Consider the following 16831-nt stretch of genomic DNA (forward strand, 5'->3'; position numbering starts at 1 on the left):
CGGGCGATGTCGGCATGTTCGCCACCAGTGCCCGGGGGCGCATGTAGCGATTGCATGCGCACAAGCAGCCTACAAACCTTGCATCGCGCGCTTCGGTGTCTAAGAGAGCACACCTGTATCAGACCGCACATTTCGACCCATCAATCGACGAGGACGTTCCGCCTTGGCCAGCTCTGCTCCCCGCGCCCGCCCGCTCAGCCCGCATCTGTCGATCTGGAAACCGGGTCCGCACATGATCGTTTCGATCGTTCACCGTATCACTGGCGATGGCATGGCGACGGTCGGCACCGTGGTGCTGGTGTGGTGGCTCGCGGCGCTGGCCGGTGGTGCCAAGAGCTATGCGACCTTCACCTTCGTGTTTGGCGAATGGCTGGGCGGGGCGCTCGGCTATCTGTTCGGCATCGGCTTGACGCTGTGCTTCTTTCAGCATCTCGCCACCGGCATCCGCCATTTCGTGCTGGATACCGGGGCCGGTTATGAACTGAAGGGCAATCGCGTCGGGTCGATCGCGACGATGGTATTTTCGGTCCTCGCGACCGTGGCCTTCTGGGCCTATTTGCTGATGGTGAAATAAGATGGGCAATGGAACCGAACTCGGCCGCGTGCGCGGCCTCGGCAGCGCCAAGGAAGGCGCGCATCACTGGTGGGCGCAGCGTGTCACCGCAGCGGCAAACCTGTTCCTGATGGTCTGGTTTTTCGTCGCGATCGCGCGGATGCCTGCTTATGATTACGACACCGCGCGCGGCTGGCTGCAATCGCCCTGGGCGGCGATCCCGATGGGCTTGCTGATCGTGTCGGTCTTCTACCATTTCCGACTCGGCCTGCAGGTGCTGATCGAGGATTATGTCCACGGCGCAGCACGCGTCGCGTGGCTGCTGATCCTCAACTTCTTCACTTTCGGCACCGCCGCCATCGCCCTTTTCGCGATCCTCAAGGTCGCCTTCACCGCCACCACCGGAGCGCCGCATGCCTGAGGCATATAAGATCATCGACCATACCTATGACACGGTTGTCGTGGGTGCCGGGGGCTCGGGCTTGCGCGCGACGATGGGCAGCGCCGAAGCCGGGCTGAAGACCGCGTGCATCACCAAGGTGTTCCCGACGCGCAGCCACACCGTGGCCGCACAGGGCGGCATTGCCGCCAGCCTCGGCAATATGGGTCCGGATCACTGGACCTGGCATATGTACGACACCGTCAAGGGCTCCGACTGGCTCGGCGACCAGGACGCGATCGAATATATGGTCCGCGAGGCGCCGCAGGCTGTGTATGAGCTGGAACATGCCGGTGTGCCGTTCAGCCGCACCAATGAAGGCAAGATCTATCAGCGCCCGTTCGGCGGCATGATGCAGAATATGGGCGAAGGCCCGCCCGCGCAGCGCACCTGCGCCGCCGCCGACCGTACCGGCCATGCGATGCTCCACGCTTTGTATCAGCAGAGCCTGAAGTATGACGCGGACTTCTACATCGAATATTTCGCGCTCGACCTGATCATGGAAAACGGCGTGTGCCGTGGCGTGATCGCTTTGTGCATGGATGACGGGTCGATCCACCGCTTCCGCAGCCATGCCGTGGTGCTGGCGACGGGCGGCTATGGCCGTACCTATTTCTCGGCGACGTCCGCCCACACCTGCACCGGCGACGGCGGCGGGATGGTGCTGCGCGCCGGGCTGCCGTTGCAGGACATGGAATTCGTCCAGTTCCACCCGACCGGCATTTACGGCGCGGGCGTGCTGATCACCGAAGGCGCACGCGGCGAGGGTGGTTACCTGACCAACTCCGAGGGCGAGCGCTTCATGGAGCGCTACGCCCCGTCCGCCAAGGATCTTGCCAGCCGCGACGTCGTGTCGCGCTCGATGGCGATGGAAATGCGCGAGGGGCGCGGCGTCGGCAAGGAGAAGGACCATATCTTCCTTCACCTCGACCATATCGACCCGAAGGTGCTGCACGAACGGCTGCCCGGTATCACCGAAACCGGCAAGATCTTCGCCGGTGTCGACCTGACGCGCCAGCCTTTGCCGGTCACGCCGACGGTGCATTACAATATGGGCGGCATCCCCTGTAACTTCCACGGCGAAGTCGTGCAGTTGAAGGACGGCAATCCCGACAGCGTCGTCCCGGGTCTGTTCGCCGTGGGCGAGGCGGCGTGCGTCTCGGTGCATGGCGCGAACCGGCTGGGCTCGAACAGCCTGATCGATCTCGTGGTGTTCGGCCGAGCGACCGGCCTGCGCCTGAAGGAAACGCTCAAGCCCAACACGTCGCACGGGCCGCTGCCCAAGGGGTCGGAAGAGCTGGCGCTTGGCCGTCTCGACCATTTCCGCAACGCCAAGGGCGGCTCGCCGACCGCGGCGATCCGGCTGGAGATGCAGCGCACGATGCAGAAGAATTGCGCGGTGTTCCGCGACAATGCGCTGCTCAGCGAAGGCGTCGAGAAGATCGGTGCGACCTACAGCCGCCTGGCCGATGTCGATGTGCAGGATCGCTCGTTGATCTGGAACACCGATCTGGTCGAGACGCTCGAACTCGACAATCTGCTGGCGCAAGCGGTGGTGACGATGAATTCGGCGGCCAACCGCAAGGAAAGCCGCGGCGCGCACGTCAACGAGGATCATCCCGATCGCGACGACGTCAATTGGATGAAGCACACCACCGCGACCTTCACCGGTTGGGGCGGCAAGGACGGCACGGTCGATCTCGGCTTCCGCCCGGTGCATGATTATACGCTGACCGACGATATCGAGTATATCAAACCCAAGAAGCGCGTTTACTGATCGCGCGTCCCGGCCCTCCCCCTGCAAGGGAGGGCCGGGATCTTGCCAATCGCGCCGGAACTCTCGCGCGCGTCGGAGGTTTGCGCGCTCATGTCCCAGCCCCGCTATCCCCTGCTCGCCAACCCGCACATTCGCTTGTCTGGGCCGGTCGACCAGATGATGTATTCAAGCTTCCGCCAGCAGCTCGAGCAATGCCCGGGCGAGGGCACGCTCGTCATCGCCCTAACGACGCTTGGTGGCGACCCCGAGGTCGCGCGGACGATGGCCGACGATATCCGTTTGCTCGAGGATCATGACGGGCGCGAGATTTTGTTCCTGGGCAAGGTCGCGGTCTATTCGGCAGGTGCCACGTTCATGGCGGCCTTCCCGGTCGATCGCCGCTTCCTCACGCGGCACACGCGTCTGATGATCCATGAGCGCACCATCACCAAGACGCTCAACCTCAACGGCCCGCTGCGCATGGTCGTTGCCTCGATCAAGGCGGCGCTGCACGAGGTCGAGCATTCGATCCTGATCGAGGAGGAAGGCTTTCGCGACATCGTGATGGGCAGCCGCGTCGATTTCGAGGAACTTCGCGAAAAGGCTCCGTCCAACTGGTACATTGAGGCCGAGGAAGCCCGCGCGCTGGGGCTGGTGCTCGACGTGATTTAGCCGCGTATCGCGGCGGCGCTGGCGGGCGGTGCCGGAATTTCCGGCACCGCCCTTCGCTTACAGCGAGAAGCCCCCGTCAATGTCGATCGCCGCGCCGGTGATGTACGACGCTTCGTCGCTGGCGAGGAAAGCGGCAAGCGCTGCCACCTCGTCCGCCTTGCCATAGCGGCCGAGCGCGATGCCGGGGGTGAGCAGCTTGGCGATGTCGCCGTCGGCGGGGTTCAGGTCGGTATCGATCGGGCCGGGTTGGATGACGTTGACCAGGATGCCGCGTGATCCCAGGTCGCGAGCCCAGCCGCGTACCAGCCCGGCCACCGCCGCCTTGGTCGCGCCGTAAATGGCACCGCCTGCAATCGGCATCGTGTGCGCGTTGATGCTGCCGATCACGATGATCCGTCCACCGTCGGCGATCAGCGGCACTGCCGCTGCGGTGCCGGCGAACACGCCGTCGACATTGACGCCGAACTGGCGCCGGAACGAGTCGGCCGGATCGGTTTCGATCGAGGCGAAGTCGGCGATTCCGGCATTGTGGACCAGAATGTCGAGCCCGCCGAGCTTTTCGACCGCCTCCTTGATGGCGGCGCGCTGGGCGACGGGATCGGCACTGTCGGCCTGGATTGCATAGCCCTTGCGACCAGCGGCGGTGATCGCACCGACGGTCTGGTTGGCGGCGTCCTGATTTCCGGCAAAGGTAATGACGACGTCGGCGCCATCGGCGGCGAGCCGACGGGCGATCGCCGCGCCAATCCCGCGCGATCCGCCGGTCACGATTGCTTTCTTGCCCTCGAGTCTGCTGGTCATGATGCGAATTCCCTGGCGCGGCCCGCCCGCTGGAGGGTCTTCGGCGCTGCCTCGCAAATGGCGTTGCGCGCCGCGCGTTCAACGCGCCGTGCCGCTACTTATTCTTTGCATCGTCAAAGATTGATGCGTCGGGGCACCGGCATGGACAATCGCAGTTGCAGCAATTCGTCGCCATAGGGGTTTGCGAGCGGGCCCCTGCTTGTGTACGGCCTATAAGACTCTAGGGCGGTGTACCGCTCCCCACGGATGGAAAGCGCGAGCAAGCGATGGCCGAATTCTCTCTTCCCGCCAATTCTAAGATCAAGAAGACCGGCAAGGTGCATAAAGCCGCTGCCGAGGCGTCGCGGACCAAGAATTTCAAAATCTACCGCTACGATCCCGATGCGGGCGAAAACCCGCATTACGACACGTTCGAGGTCGATCTCGATTCGTGCGGGCCGATGGTGCTCGACGCGCTGATCAAGATGAAGTCCGAGCAGGACAGCTCGCTGACCTTCCGCCGCTCGTGCCGCGAAGGCATTTGTGGGTCGTGCGCGATGAACATCGACGGCACCAACACGCTCGCCTGCACCAAGGCGATCGAAGACGTGAAGGGCGACGTGCGCATCACGCCGTTGCCGCATATGGAAGTGATCAAGGACCTGGTCCCCGATTTCACGCATTTCTATGCGCAGTACAGCTCGATCAAGCCGTGGCTGCAGACCGTCACGCCGCCGCCCTCGGGCAAGGAGCGGCTGCAGTCGCCGGAAGATCGCGAAAAGCTCGATGGCCTGTACGAGTGCATCCTGTGCGCGTGCTGTTCGACGTCGTGCCCGAGCTATTGGTGGAATTCGGACAAGTTCCTCGGCCCGGCGATCCTGTTGCAGGCCTATCGCTGGCTCGCCGACAGCCGCGACGAGATGACCGGCGAGCGGCTTGATGATCTGGAAGATCCGTTCCGCCTGTATCGCTGCCACACGATCATGAATTGCGCGAACGTCTGTCCCAAGGGTCTGAATCCGGCCAAGGCGATTGCCGAGATCAAGAAGCTGGAAGTCGAACGGATCGTATAACGCCCTCTCCTGGAGGGAAGGGTTGGGGTGAGGCCGACGGTCGCGTGCGTCACCCTAATCCGCGATGCGGGGGTTACCGTCTCCCGCGGGGAGCAGGCTATCGGGGATCGTCGCGTTTTGACTGAAGCTCCTTTTTCGTATGACGACGATCCCGATCTGCCGGGATGGAAGCGCTGGCAGTTTCGCGATCCGACGCGCTTCAACAGCTTTATCGAGCCGTTGCTGGTCAAGGTCGAAGGCCCGATCGCGCGGGTGCGGATGCTGCCGCGGCACGAACATTCCAATATGCGCGGCGATGTGCATGGCGGGGCCTTGCTCGGTTTCATGGATGTCGCGCTGTTCGCGGCGGCGCGCGGCTTCGGTGTCTTGCAGGCGGGCGGGGCGGTGACGCTCGATCTGTCGGCGCAGTTCATCGGGGGCGGCGCGATCGGCGTTCCGCTGGAGGCGCATGTCGAATTGCTGCGGGAAACGCGCAACATGCTGTTTCTGCGCGGGCTGATTGTCCAGGACGCCACGCCGACGATCGCCAGTTTCACGGGCACGCTCCGCAAATCGACGCCGCCGGGGGCCAATCAGTGAGCCGCAGAGCGTCCGTCCGCTTCGTTCAAGCGCCGAGCGGGAACAGATGACCGACATCCTCAAGCGCTATGATGCGCTGCTCGCGTCGGGCGAGCTCAAGCCCGATCCGGAACAGGCGGCGGCGGCGCGGCGGCTGGCGGATCTCGCCACGGCGCTGCAGGCAACACCCAAGCGTGGTTCCACCTTGTGGCGAGCGCTGGGCCGCAAGCCCGCGCCACCCCGTGGCCTTTATCTGTGGGGCGGGGTCGGGCGCGGCAAATCGATGCTGATGGACTTGTTCTACACCAGCCTCGACATCCGCCGGAAACGGCGCGTCCATTTCGCCGAATTCATGCTGGAGGTGCACCAGCGCCTCGCGATCGAGCGCGCCAAGGAGCAGGGCGATCCAATCCCCGGCCTTGCCCACGCACTGGCTGAGGAAGCGCGGCTGCTCGCCTTCGATGAGATGATGGTGACCAACAGCCCCGATGCGATGATCCTGTCGCGGCTGTTCACGCACTTGCTCGAGGAGGGCGTAACGGTGGTGACCACCTCCAACCGCCCGCCGGTCGATCTCTACAAGAACGGCCTCAACCGCGAGCATTTCCTGCCCTTCATCGCGCTGATCGAGTCGCGGCTTGATGTGATCGCGCTCAACGGCCCGACCGATTATCGGCGCGACCGGCTGGGTCAGGTCGACACCTGGCTGGTGCCCAACGGCCCCGAAGCGACGCGAATCCTCTCGGGCGATTTTTTCCGCCTCACCGATTTTCCGGTCGAGGATCGCGCGCATGTGCCGTCCGAGGATCTGATCGTGCAGGGTCGCACGCTGCATGTGCCCAAGGCACTGAAAGGCGTCGCGGTGTTCAGCTTCAAGCGACTATGTGCCGAAGCGCGCGGGCCCGCCGATTACATCGCGATCGCCCGGCGCTTCCACACCGTCATCCTGGTCGGCATTCCCAAATTGGGGCCGGAAAACCGTAACGAGGCGGCGCGGTTCGTCGCCCTGATCGACGCATTGTACGAGCAGAAGGTCAAATTGCTGGCGGCCGCAGATGCCGAACCGGCGCAGCTCTACGAAAAGGGCGATGGCCGCTTCGAGTTCGACCGTACGATCAGCCGCCTGGAAGAGATGCGTTCGGAAACCTACCTGGCGCAGGGGCATGGTACCGACTGAACCCGCTTAACAGCGGCGTGTTGGCGCGTTAAGGGAGTTGCTGCCCTTGGGAGCCATGCCATGCTCGTGACCACTACCGAGACTGTCCCCGGCCACACCGTGCGCGCGACGCTGGGTCAGGTGTTTGGCGTTGTCGTGCGCAGTCGCGGGATTGGCGGCAACATCACCGCCAGCCTGCGCTCGATCGTTGGTGGCGAGATTCCCGAATATACCAGGCTAGTCGAGGATACGCGGCGGCACGCGATCGACCGGATGGTGGCCAACGCCACGCTGATGGGGGCGAACGCGGTGTTGATGATGCGCTTCGACTCGGGCGAGATCGCGCAGGCGATGAACGAGGTGGTCGCGTACGGCACCGCCGTGCTGCTCGATCCCGCGCCCGAATGAAGCCCCGGCGATGATGCTGCGCACCTTCGTGCTGGTCGTCGCCGCGCTGTTTTTGACAGCCGCGCTGATTGGCGTGGTGCTGGATCCGGGAACGTGGCCGACGGTCGTCGCGGCCGGGCTGCTGGCGGGTGGCATTGCGTTTGAGCGCGTACGCTACGGCGCGGTGCAGCGCGCGCCCCAGGGGCCTGACTGGCGCGAGACGTCGGAGCGTTTCATCGACGATGCGTCGGGCAAGCCGGTGTCGGTATGGTTCGATGCGAAGACCGGTGAGCGGCGCTATGTGGCAATGGAGCACCCCGATGCCGAATAATTGCACTTGCGAACCATGTGCAATAAGCCTTGACAAAGGCGTTCTCTTTCGGGTTGCCCCGCAGGGAAAACCGGCCTAAGCCGCGCGCGTTCAGGCCGAACGCGGCCGAGACAGGTCGGCCGCACGCGGCCACAGCGAAGAAGGACATTCGATGGCTCGCAAGAAGATCGCGCTGATCGGCGCCGGCAACATCGGCGGCACGCTCGCCCATCTCGCAGCACTGAAGGGCCTGGGCGATGTCGTCCTGTTCGACGTGGTCGAAGGCGTGCCGCAGGGCAAGGCGCTCGATCTCAGCCAGTGCTCGCCGGTCGAGGGCTTCGACGCCAAGATCACCGGCACCAATGATTACAAGGACATCGCAGGCGCGGACGTGATCATCGTCACCGCCGGTGTCGCGCGCAAGCCCGGCATGAGCCGCGACGATCTGCTCGGCATCAACCTCAAGGTGATGAAGGCCGTCGGCGAGGGTATCGCCGCCAACGCGCCCGACGCGTTCGTCATCTGCATCACCAACCCGCTCGATGCGATGGTGTGGGCGCTGCGCGAATTTTCGGGTCTGCCGCACAACAAGGTCGTCGGCATGGCCGGCGTGCTCGACTCGGCGCGCTTCAGCCACTTCCTCGCCGAAGAGTTCGATGTTTCGGTCAAGGACGTGACCAGCTTCGTGCTCGGCGGCCACGGCGACACCATGGTCCCCGTGATCCAATATTCGGCGGTGTCGGGTATCCCGGTTCCCGACCTCATCAAGATGGGGCGTTCGACTCAGGAAAAGATCGACGCGATCGTCAAGCGCACGCGCGGCGGCGGCGGCGAGATCGTTGCGCTGCTCAAGACCGGTTCGGCTTATTATGCACCCGCCACCAGCGGCATCGCGATGGCGGAAGCCTATCTCTATGACCAGAAGCGCGTGCTGCCGGCAGCGGCGCACCTGACCGGCCAATATGGCATCGACAATCTCTATGTCGGCGTGCCGGTGGTGATCGGTGCAGGCGGCGTCGAGCAGGTGGTCGAGATCGAACTCGACGACGAAGCCAAGGCGAACCTTGCCGTGTCGGTCGATGCGGTCAAGGAGCTGCTGGTTGCCTGCAAGGCGATCGATTCGAGCTTGAACTAAGGGAGTAAGTACCACCCCGGCGAACGCCGGGGCCCAGTTGTGGAACGCTGGCGATGAACGGACACGCTTATGTCTACATCATGGCCAGTCAGCGCAACGGCACGATTTATCTGGGTTCGACGGTAAATCTGGCCAAGTGCGCCTGGGAGCATCGCAACGGACTCGTTGAAGGGTTCACGAAGCGATACGGGTGCAAGCTGCTGGTTTGGTACGAAGCCCGAGCCGACTGGGAAGATGCAAGGCAGCGCGAGCTGCAGATGAAGGAATGGAGGCGGCGCTGGAAAGTCGATGAGATCGAAGGGCTCAACCCGGATTGGGAAGATCTCTACGACCGGATCGCGCAGCCATGAGCCGAATCGCAACTGGGCCCCGGCGTTCGCCGGGGTGGAATTGAACGAAGAGCAGGACCCTTATGAGCATCCTCGTCGACAAGAATACCAAGGTCATCACCCAGGGCATGACCGGGGAGACCGGCAGCTTCCACACCAAGGCGGCGCTGGAATATGGCACGCAGATGGTGGGCGGCGTTACCCCGGGTAAGGGCGGCACGACGCACCTCGATCTGCCGGTGTATGACACCGTGGCCGAGGCGGTCGCCAAGACCGGCGCGACCGCATCGGTAATCTACGTTCCACCGCCCTTCGCAGCCGACTCGATCCTCGAAGCGATCGATGCGCAGGTGCCGCTGATCGTGACGATCACCGAGGGCATTCCCGTGCTCGACATGGTCAAGGTCAAGCGCGCGCTGTCGGGCTCCAAGTCGCGGTTGATCGGCCCGAACTGCCCGGGCGTGCTGACGCCTGGCGAGTGCAAGATCGGCATCATGCCCGGCAGCATTTTCCGGCAGGGTTCGGTCGGGGTTGTCAGCCGTTCGGGCACGCTTACCTATGAAGCGGTGTTCCAGACGTCGAATGCAGGTCTCGGTCAGACGACCGCGGTCGGCATCGGTGGCGATCCGGTCAACGGCACCAACTTCATCGACGTGCTCGAGCTGTTCCTCGCCGATGAGGCGACCAAGTCGATCATCATGATCGGCGAAATCGGCGGCTCGGCTGAAGAAGAGGCGGCGCAGTTCCTGATCGACGAGGCCAAGCGCGGCCGCAAAAAGCCGATGGCAGGTTTCATCGCGGGCCGCACGGCACCTCCGGGCCGTCGCATGGGCCATGCCGGTGCTATAGTAAGTGGCGGGCAGGGTGGTGCCGAAGACAAGATCGCGGCGATGGAAGCCGCCGGGATCCGTGTCGCGGACTCGCCCAGCGAGCTCGGCACCACCTTGTTGGCGGTGTTGAACGGTTAAACAAGAACCTTCTCCCGGTGGGAGAAGGTGGCCCGTCAGGGCCGGATGAGGGTGACGGGCACAGTGCCCGATGTCACCCTCACCCTCCCACCCGCTTTCGCGGGCGGGCCCCTCCCTCTCCCGGTGGGAGAGGGAAAGCAGAGGTGAAGATTATGGGCTTCGAAGGCCAGGATTTCGCGGATGTGGCGGGCAGCGTAAGCCCCGCTTTTATCGAATCGCTGTATGCGCGCTTCAAGGCGTCGCCCGACAGTGTCGAGCCGTCCTGGCGATCGTGGTTCGAAGGGCTGGAAGGCGCTTCGGGCAGCGCGTCGTGGCAGCAGGCCAATTGGCCGCTCTCGTCCACCGACGACCTGACCTCCGCGCTCGATCCAACCCAGATGGAGCCCGCGCCCAAGCCGTCCAAGGGCAAGCCTGCCGCTGCCGCAGCACCCGCCGCCCCGTCGCAGGACGCCATCCTGCGCGCGGCGAGCGATTCGATCCGCGCGATGCTCCTCATCCGCACCTACCGCGTGCGCGGCCATCTGGCGGCCAACCTCGATCCGCTTGGCCTGTCCAAGCGCGAGATGCCCGATGACCTGAAGACCGAATATCACGGCTTTTCCGACGCCGATATCGATCGGCCTGTCTATCTCGGCGGCACGATGGGGCTGCAATGGACGACGGTGCGCGAACTCGTCGACATCCTGCGCGCCAATTACTGTGGCAATGTCGGCCTCGAATATATGCACATCGCCGATGTCGAGGAGCGCCGCTTCCTGCAGGAGCGCATGGAGGGCAAGGATAAAGCGATCGAGTTCTCCGATCTCGGCAAGAAGGCGATCCTCAACAAGGTGATCGAGGCCGAGCAGTGGGAACGCTTCTGCGGTAAGAAGTACGTGGGGACCAAGCGCTTCGGCCTCGACGGTGGCGAGAGCATGATCCCGGCACTCGAATCGGTCATCAAATATGGCGGCCAGTTCGGCGTGCGCGAAATCGTGTTCGGCATGGCGCATCGCGGTCGCCTGAACGTGCTCACCAACGTGATGGCCAAGCCGTTCCGCATCATCTTCCACGAATTTGGCGGCGGGTCGGACAATCCCGATGACGTCGCCGGGTCTGGCGACGTGAAATACCACCTCGGCACCTCGACCGATCGTGAATTTGACGGGATCAGCGTGCATATGTCGCTGGTCGCCAACCCCTCGCACCTCGAGGCGGAAGACCCGGTCGTACTGGGCAAGACCCGCGCGATCCAGACGATCGCCAACGATCTGACCGAGCACAAGGCGTCGCTCCCCGTGCTGATTCACGGCGACGCGGCGTTTGCCGGGCAAGGCATCGTGTGGGAGTGCCTCGGTTTCTCCGGAATCCGCGGGTACAATACCGGCGGTTGCATCCACTTCGTCATCAACAATCAGATCGGCTTTACCACCAGCCCGCAATATGCGCGCAGCTCGCCCTATCCGAGCGATGTCGCCAAGGGCGTGCAGGCCCCGATCTTCCACGTCAACGGTGATGATCCCGAGGCGGTGACCTTCGCCACCAAGATGGCGATCGAGTTCCGTCAGCGCTTCCACCGCGACATCGTGATCGACATGTGGTGCTATCGCCGCTTCGGGCATAACGAAGGTGACGAGCCCGGCTTCACCCAGCCGCTGATGTACAAGGCGATCAAGGATCATCCCCCGGTCAGCGAAATCTACGGCCAGAAGCTGATCGCGCAGAAGGTGATCGACCGCGCCTGGATCGACGACAATATCCAACAGTTCACCACGCTGCTCGAGGGCGAGTTCGAGGCAGGGGCGAGCTACAAGCCCAACAAGGCCGACTGGTTTGCCGGGCGCTGGTCGGGGCTGCACGCACCCGCAGACGCCGAGACCGCACGCCGCAACGTCAACACCGGCATCGAGCAGAAATTGTTCGATTCGCTTGGTCGCACGCTGACCACGATCCCCGAGGGGCTGACCGTCCACAAGACGCTCAACCGCGTGCTCGACGCCAAGCGCGAGATGTTCAAGTCGGGCAAGAATTTCGACTGGGCGACGGGCGAGGCGCTGGCCTTCGGGTCGCTGCTGTCGGAAGGCTATGGCGTGCGCCTGTCGGGCCAGGATTCGGGCCGCGGCACCTTCTCGCAGCGCCATGCAGTGTGGGTCGACCAGACCGACGAGCATAAGTACCGCCCGCTCGAGACGATCCCGCATGGCCGCTTCGAAGTGCTCGACTCCCCGCTTAGCGAATATGGCGTGCTCGGCTTCGAATATGGCTATGCGCTGGCCGACCCCAAGACGCTGGTGATGTGGGAGGCGCAGTTCGGCGACTTCATGAACGGCGCGCAGATCATGATCGATCAGTTCATCGCCAGCGGCGAGGCCAAGTGGCTGCGCGCCAACGGCCTGGTGATGTTGCTGCCGCATGGGTATGAAGGGCAGGGGCCCGAGCATAGCTCGGCGCGCGTCGAGCGCTTCCTGCAATTGTGCGCGCAGGATAACATGCAGGTCGCCAACTGCACCACGCCCGCCAATTATTTCCACTTGCTGCGGCGGCAAATGCACCGTTCGTTCCGCAAGCCGCTGGTGATCTTCACGCCCAAGTCGCTGCTGCGCCATAAGCTAGCGGTGTCGCAGACCGAGGATTTCCTCGGCGACAGCCATTTCATGCGCATCCTTAGTGACCCTTCCGCTCCGGCGGATGTCGATGTGAAACGCCTCGTCCTGTGCACCGGCAAGGTCGCTTATGACCTGATCGAAGCGCGCGATGCGGCTGGCGATACCAACACCGCGATTGTCCGCCTCGAACAGCTTTATCCCTTCCCCGGCGAGCCGCTGGTCGAGCGTCTGAAGAAGATGCCCAATCTCGAGACGGTCGTCTGGGCGCAGGAAGAGCCAAAGAATAACGGCGCGTGGAGCTTCGTCGATCCGTTCATCGAGGAGTGTCTGGTCGAAGCGGGCGTGCGCTCGACACGCGCGCGCTATGCCGGGCGGGCGGCTTCGGCATCGCCCGCCACCGGGCTGATGAAGCGGCACCAGATGGAGCAGGCAGCGCTGGTTGCCGATGCGCTGGGGCATAGCGTCCGCGAGGAAATTCGGCGGACGCGCAAGGTTTAACGACGGCGCTTGTGTTCCTGCGCAGGCAGGAACCCAGGCTCCCGCAGAGCAACCCTAGGCTCCTGCTTCCGCAGGAGCACAGTTGGAAGAAGCAAGATATGGCAACCGAAGTCACAGTACCGGTACTCGGCGAATCGATCACCGAAGCGACGCTCGGCGAATGGCTCAAGCAGCCGGGCGATAAGGTCGCGGTCGACGAGCCGATCGCGAGCCTCGAAACCGACAAGGTCTCGGTCGAAGTACCTTCGCCAGTGGCGGGCGTGATGGGCCAGCATGCAGTGCAGGTTGGTGACACCGTCCTCGTCGGCGCGATGATCGCGACGATCGAGGCGGGTGACGGGGCGCCTGCGGTCGCCGCTGCACCGCAGCCGGCGGTGCTCGAATCGCCCGTGGCCCCGGCGGCGGACACACCCGCCGCGCTCAGCCCGTCGGTGCGCCGCGCGGTGCTCGAACACGGCGTCGATCCGGCGACGGTCAAGGGCACCGGCAAGGACGGTCGCCTGACCAAGGACGATGTCCTCGCCGCCGCCGCGACGCCAGCGCCCGTCGCCGCGCCGAGCGAACCGCTCCCGGTAACCCCCTCGGTCGCTGCCGCCACTGGCCGCAAGGAAGAGCGCGTGCGCATGACGCGCCTGCGCCAGACCATCGCCAAGCGCCTGAAGGAAGCGCAGAACACCGCCGCCCTGCTGACGACGTTCAACGACGTCGACATGAGCGCGGTGATTGCGGCGCGCGCCAAGTACAAAGATCTCTTCGAGAAGAAGCATGGCGTTCGCCTGGGCTTTATGGGCTTCTTCGTGAAGGCGGCATGCCTTGCGCTGAAGGACATCCCCAGCGTCAACGCCTCGATCGAGGGCGACGAGATCGTCTATCACGATTATGCCGATATCTCGGTCGCGGTGTCGTCGCCGGGTGGGCTCGTCGTGCCGGTGGTGCGCGATGCCGATCAGATGTCGGTCGCCGAAGTCGAAAAGACGATCGGCGATTTCGGCAAGCGCGCCAAGGACGGCACGCTGAAGATGGAAGAGATGAAGGGCGGCACCTTCACCATCTCGAACGGCGGCGTGTTCGGTTCGCTGATGTCGACCCCGATCATCAACCCGCCCCAGGCGGCTGTGCTCGGCCTGCACCGCATCGAGGACCGCCCGGTGGTGGTGAACGGCGAGATCGTGATCCGCCCGATGATGTATCTGGCGCTGAGCTACGATCACCGCCTGATCGACGGGCGCGAAGCGGTGACGTTCCTCGTCGCACTGAAGAACGCGATCGAAGACCCGACGCGGATTTTGATCGACCTGTAATCGCGAACTGAGATTACCCATATTCCGTTCGTGCTGAGCTTGTCGAAGCACTGTCCTTTTTCATCGGACGGAAGAGAACGCAGCCCTTCGACAAGCTCAGGGCGAACGGAGTGACACATGGCTGACTACGATTACGACGTCCTCATCATCGGTTCGGGCCCCGGCGGCTATGTCGCCGCGATCCGCGCCGCGCAGCTGGGTCTCCGCACCGCATGCGTCGAGAGCCGCGATACGCTAGGCGGCACCTGCCTCAACGTCGGCTGCATCCCGTCGAAGGCGATGCTGCATGCGTCGGAATATTTCGATGCCGCCGCCAATGGCACGATGGCCAAGATGGGCATCAAGGTCACGCCCGAGCTCGATCTCCCCGCGATGCACGCGCAGCGCATCGACGCGGTCACGCAGCTGACCGGCGGCATTGCCTTTCTGTTCAAGAAGAACAAGGTGACCTGGCTGAAGGGCCGTGGCGCCTTCGTCGATGCGCACACCGTGCAGGTCGGCGAGCAGACCGTCACCGCCAAGGACATCGTGATCGCGACCGGCTCCTCGGTCACCCCGCTGCCGGGCGTGACCGTCGACCAGAAGGTCGTGGTCGATTCCACCGGCGCGCTTGAACTGGCCAAGGTGCCCGAGCATCTGGTGGTCATCGGCGGCGGCGTGATCGGGCTTGAGCTGGGCAGCGTGTGGCGGCGGCTGGGGGCCAAAGTCACCTGCATCGAATATCTCGACCAGATCCTCCCCGGCTTCGATGGCGACATCCGCAAGGAAGCCAACAAGATTTTCCGCAAGCAAGGTATCGAATTCAAGCTCTCGACCAAGGTCACCGGCGTTTCGGTGAGCGGCGACACCGCCAGCATCACGGTCGAACCCGCGGCAGGTGGTGCCGCCGAGACGATCACGGCGGATTGCGTACTGGTCGCGATCGGTCGTCGTCCCAACACCGATGGTCTGGCGCTCGAAAAGGCAGGCCTGGCCACCAATGCGCGCGGCCAGATCGACACCGACCACCGCTTCCAGACCGCGGTTCCCGGCATCTGGGCGATTGGCGACGTCATCCCCGGCCCGATGCTCGCGCACAAGGCCGAGGACGAAGGCATTGCCGTTGCCGAGAATATCGCCGGGCTGACCGGCATCGTGAACCACGATGTCATCCCGAGCGTGGTCTACACCTGGCCCGAAATCGCGGGTGTCGGCCTGACCGAGGAAGCGGCCAAGGCCAAGGGCGAAATCAAGGTCGGCAAGTTCCCGATGGCGGGCAACAGCCGCGCCAAGACCAATCACGAGCCAGACGGCTTCGTGAAGATCATCGCCGATGCCAAATCGGACCGGGTGATCGGCGTCTGGGCGATCGCGGTGCCCGCCGGCACGATGATCGCCGAGGCGGCTTTGGGCATGGAAATGGGCGCGACCAGCGAGGACATCGCCTACACCTGCCACGCTCACCCGACGCATAGCGAAGCGATCAAGGAAGCGGCGATGGCGGTACGCGGGAAAGCGATCCACGTTTGATCGCCCGAGGCCGTAGCGAAAGCTACGGCCGAGGCTTGCCGCGATCAGACCGGCCGGCGGCGCTACGGCGCCGACCGACGGCATGGGCTTTGCCCATGCCAGTTTGGGCCGCGTCCGTGATAAGCCCGCCCCAGCATTCATTTCCCCGTGCAACCCCGCTACAGGAGTGCGGATGCTCCCCCTCGCACCCTGGCAATTCGGCTCGATTCTGCCGTGGCTCGATCTGTTCGGGATCGCGGTGTTCGCCATTACCGGGGCGCTGGCGGCGGCGGGACGCGGGCAGACCTTCGTCACCGCCGCCTTTTTCGCGTTGATCACCGGGGTTGGCGGCGGATCGGTGCGCGATTTGTTGATCGGTGCGCCAGTGTTCTGGGTGCATGATCCGCTGGTCGCCGCCATCTGCCTGGCGGTCGCGGTCTTGGTGTGGACGACGCCGCGAGGCTGGTGGCAGGGGGCGCACGCGCCGACCTCGGCGCTCGACTGGCTCGATGCGGTCGGGCTGGCCGCTTATGCCGTATTCGGTGCCGCCAAGGCGCTCGCGTTCGGCATCCCGCCGGTGCCCGCCGCTTTGATGGGCGTGGTGACGGCGTGCGTCGGCGGCATCATCCGCGACGTGCTGGCGGGCGAACCCTCGATCCTGATGCGGCCTGAATTGTATGTAACGGCAGCCGCGCTCGCGGCGGGGTTGCACGTCGTGCTGGTCGAACTGGGCGTATCGCCGACGATTGCGGCGGGCGTAGCGGCAAGCTGCGGCTTCGCGCTGCGTGCGGCGGCGATCCGGTGGAAGCTTGGGCTGCCGGCTTATGGCGCGCGAGGTTGAAG

The 16831-nt window shown here is 64.3% G+C and carries 17 protein-coding genes; 16 read left to right on the forward strand and 1 reads right to left on the reverse strand.

The genetic code is table 11. The annotated features are described in order from the left end of the window. Positions 1-163: 163 nt before the first annotated feature. The 4 genes from sdhC (at position 164) to ACP7BL_RS08075 (ending at position 3420) form a co-directional block, all read left to right on the forward strand. Entirely contained in the window at positions 164-574 is a 411-nt protein-coding gene (gene sdhC / locus ACP7BL_RS08060) for a succinate dehydrogenase, cytochrome b556 subunit (RefSeq protein ID WP_081988796.1), read from the forward strand. Between the two features lies 1 nt (position 575). Beyond that, the gene (sdhD, locus tag ACP7BL_RS08065; protein WP_033966222.1) at positions 576-974 is read left to right on the forward strand and encodes a succinate dehydrogenase, hydrophobic membrane anchor protein; all 399 of its coding nucleotides are present in this window, start codon (positions 576-578) and stop codon (positions 972-974) included. Beyond that, positions 967-2769 carry a succinate dehydrogenase flavoprotein subunit gene (gene sdhA, locus ACP7BL_RS08070; protein WP_426258053.1) on the forward strand — a complete coding sequence of 601 codons (1803 nt, stop codon included), beginning with the start codon at positions 967-969 and terminating at the stop codon, positions 2767-2769. The genes sdhD and sdhA overlap by 8 nt, the downstream gene beginning before the upstream one ends. A gap of 90 nt (positions 2770-2859) precedes the next feature. Next, positions 2860-3420: an ATP-dependent Clp protease proteolytic subunit gene (locus tag ACP7BL_RS08075; RefSeq protein WP_033966220.1), complete on the forward strand. Its 561-nt coding sequence runs from the start codon at positions 2860-2862 to the stop codon at positions 3418-3420. Between the two features lie 57 nt (positions 3421-3477). Here ACP7BL_RS08075 and ACP7BL_RS08080 read toward each other — a convergent pair whose 3' ends face one another. Beyond that, the gene (locus ACP7BL_RS08080) at positions 3478-4221 is read right to left on the reverse strand and encodes an SDR family NAD(P)-dependent oxidoreductase (RefSeq protein WP_426258054.1); all 744 of its coding nucleotides are present in this window, start codon (positions 4219-4221) and stop codon (positions 3478-3480) included. Between the two features lie 266 nt (positions 4222-4487). Between ACP7BL_RS08080 and ACP7BL_RS08085 the strand changes: the two genes are divergently transcribed. From ACP7BL_RS08085 to ACP7BL_RS08140, 12 genes are all read left to right on the forward strand, one after another. Continuing rightward, complete coding sequence (locus ACP7BL_RS08085; protein ID WP_033966218.1) at positions 4488-5273, forward strand: succinate dehydrogenase iron-sulfur subunit; 786 nt, start codon at positions 4488-4490, stop codon at positions 5271-5273. A 117-nt stretch (positions 5274-5390) separates the two neighbouring features. Further along, complete coding sequence (locus ACP7BL_RS08090) at positions 5391-5852, forward strand: PaaI family thioesterase (RefSeq protein WP_126848128.1); 462 nt, start codon at positions 5391-5393, stop codon at positions 5850-5852. 46 nt (positions 5853-5898) lie between these two features. Next, entirely contained in the window at positions 5899-7008 is a 1110-nt protein-coding gene (gene zapE, locus ACP7BL_RS08095) for a cell division protein ZapE (protein ID WP_426258055.1), read from the forward strand. A 60-nt stretch (positions 7009-7068) separates the two neighbouring features. Beyond that, positions 7069-7395: a YbjQ family protein gene (locus ACP7BL_RS08100; protein WP_426258056.1), complete on the forward strand. Its 327-nt coding sequence runs from the start codon at positions 7069-7071 to the stop codon at positions 7393-7395. 10 nt (positions 7396-7405) lie between these two features. Then, a complete protein-coding gene (locus tag ACP7BL_RS08105) occupies positions 7406-7705 on the forward strand; it encodes a hypothetical protein (protein WP_341203939.1) in 300 nt (99 codons plus the stop codon). Positions 7706-7856: 151 nt separating this feature from the next. Beyond that, positions 7857-8819, forward strand: coding sequence for a malate dehydrogenase (mdh, locus tag ACP7BL_RS08110; protein WP_137902841.1), 963 nt, complete (start codon positions 7857-7859; stop codon positions 8817-8819). Between the two features lie 53 nt (positions 8820-8872). Then, positions 8873-9169, forward strand: coding sequence for a GIY-YIG nuclease family protein (locus ACP7BL_RS08115; protein WP_426258057.1), 297 nt, complete (start codon positions 8873-8875; stop codon positions 9167-9169). Positions 9170-9231: 62 nt separating this feature from the next. Continuing rightward, positions 9232-10116, forward strand: a complete 885-nt coding sequence (gene sucD, locus ACP7BL_RS08120; RefSeq protein WP_033966213.1) for a succinate--CoA ligase subunit alpha — start codon at positions 9232-9234, stop codon at positions 10114-10116. 152 nt (positions 10117-10268) lie between these two features. Beyond that, a complete protein-coding gene (locus tag ACP7BL_RS08125) occupies positions 10269-13199 on the forward strand; it encodes a 2-oxoglutarate dehydrogenase E1 component (RefSeq protein WP_137902876.1) in 2931 nt (976 codons plus the stop codon). Between the two features lie 98 nt (positions 13200-13297). After that, positions 13298-14500, forward strand: a complete 1203-nt coding sequence (gene odhB / locus ACP7BL_RS08130) for a 2-oxoglutarate dehydrogenase complex dihydrolipoyllysine-residue succinyltransferase (protein WP_137902842.1) — start codon at positions 13298-13300, stop codon at positions 14498-14500. Positions 14501-14617: 117 nt separating this feature from the next. Then, positions 14618-16009, forward strand: a complete 1392-nt coding sequence (lpdA, locus tag ACP7BL_RS08135; protein WP_426258058.1) for a dihydrolipoyl dehydrogenase — start codon at positions 14618-14620, stop codon at positions 16007-16009. Positions 16010-16181: 172 nt separating this feature from the next. Beyond that, positions 16182-16829: a trimeric intracellular cation channel family protein gene (locus ACP7BL_RS08140; protein WP_126848115.1), complete on the forward strand. Its 648-nt coding sequence runs from the start codon at positions 16182-16184 to the stop codon at positions 16827-16829. Positions 16830-16831 lie beyond the last annotated feature (2 nt).

Origin of the sequence: Sphingomonas sp. DC1600-2 (assembly GCF_049897605.1) — a bacterium.
Taxonomy (GTDB): Bacteria; Pseudomonadota; Alphaproteobacteria; order Sphingomonadales; family Sphingomonadaceae; genus Sphingomonas.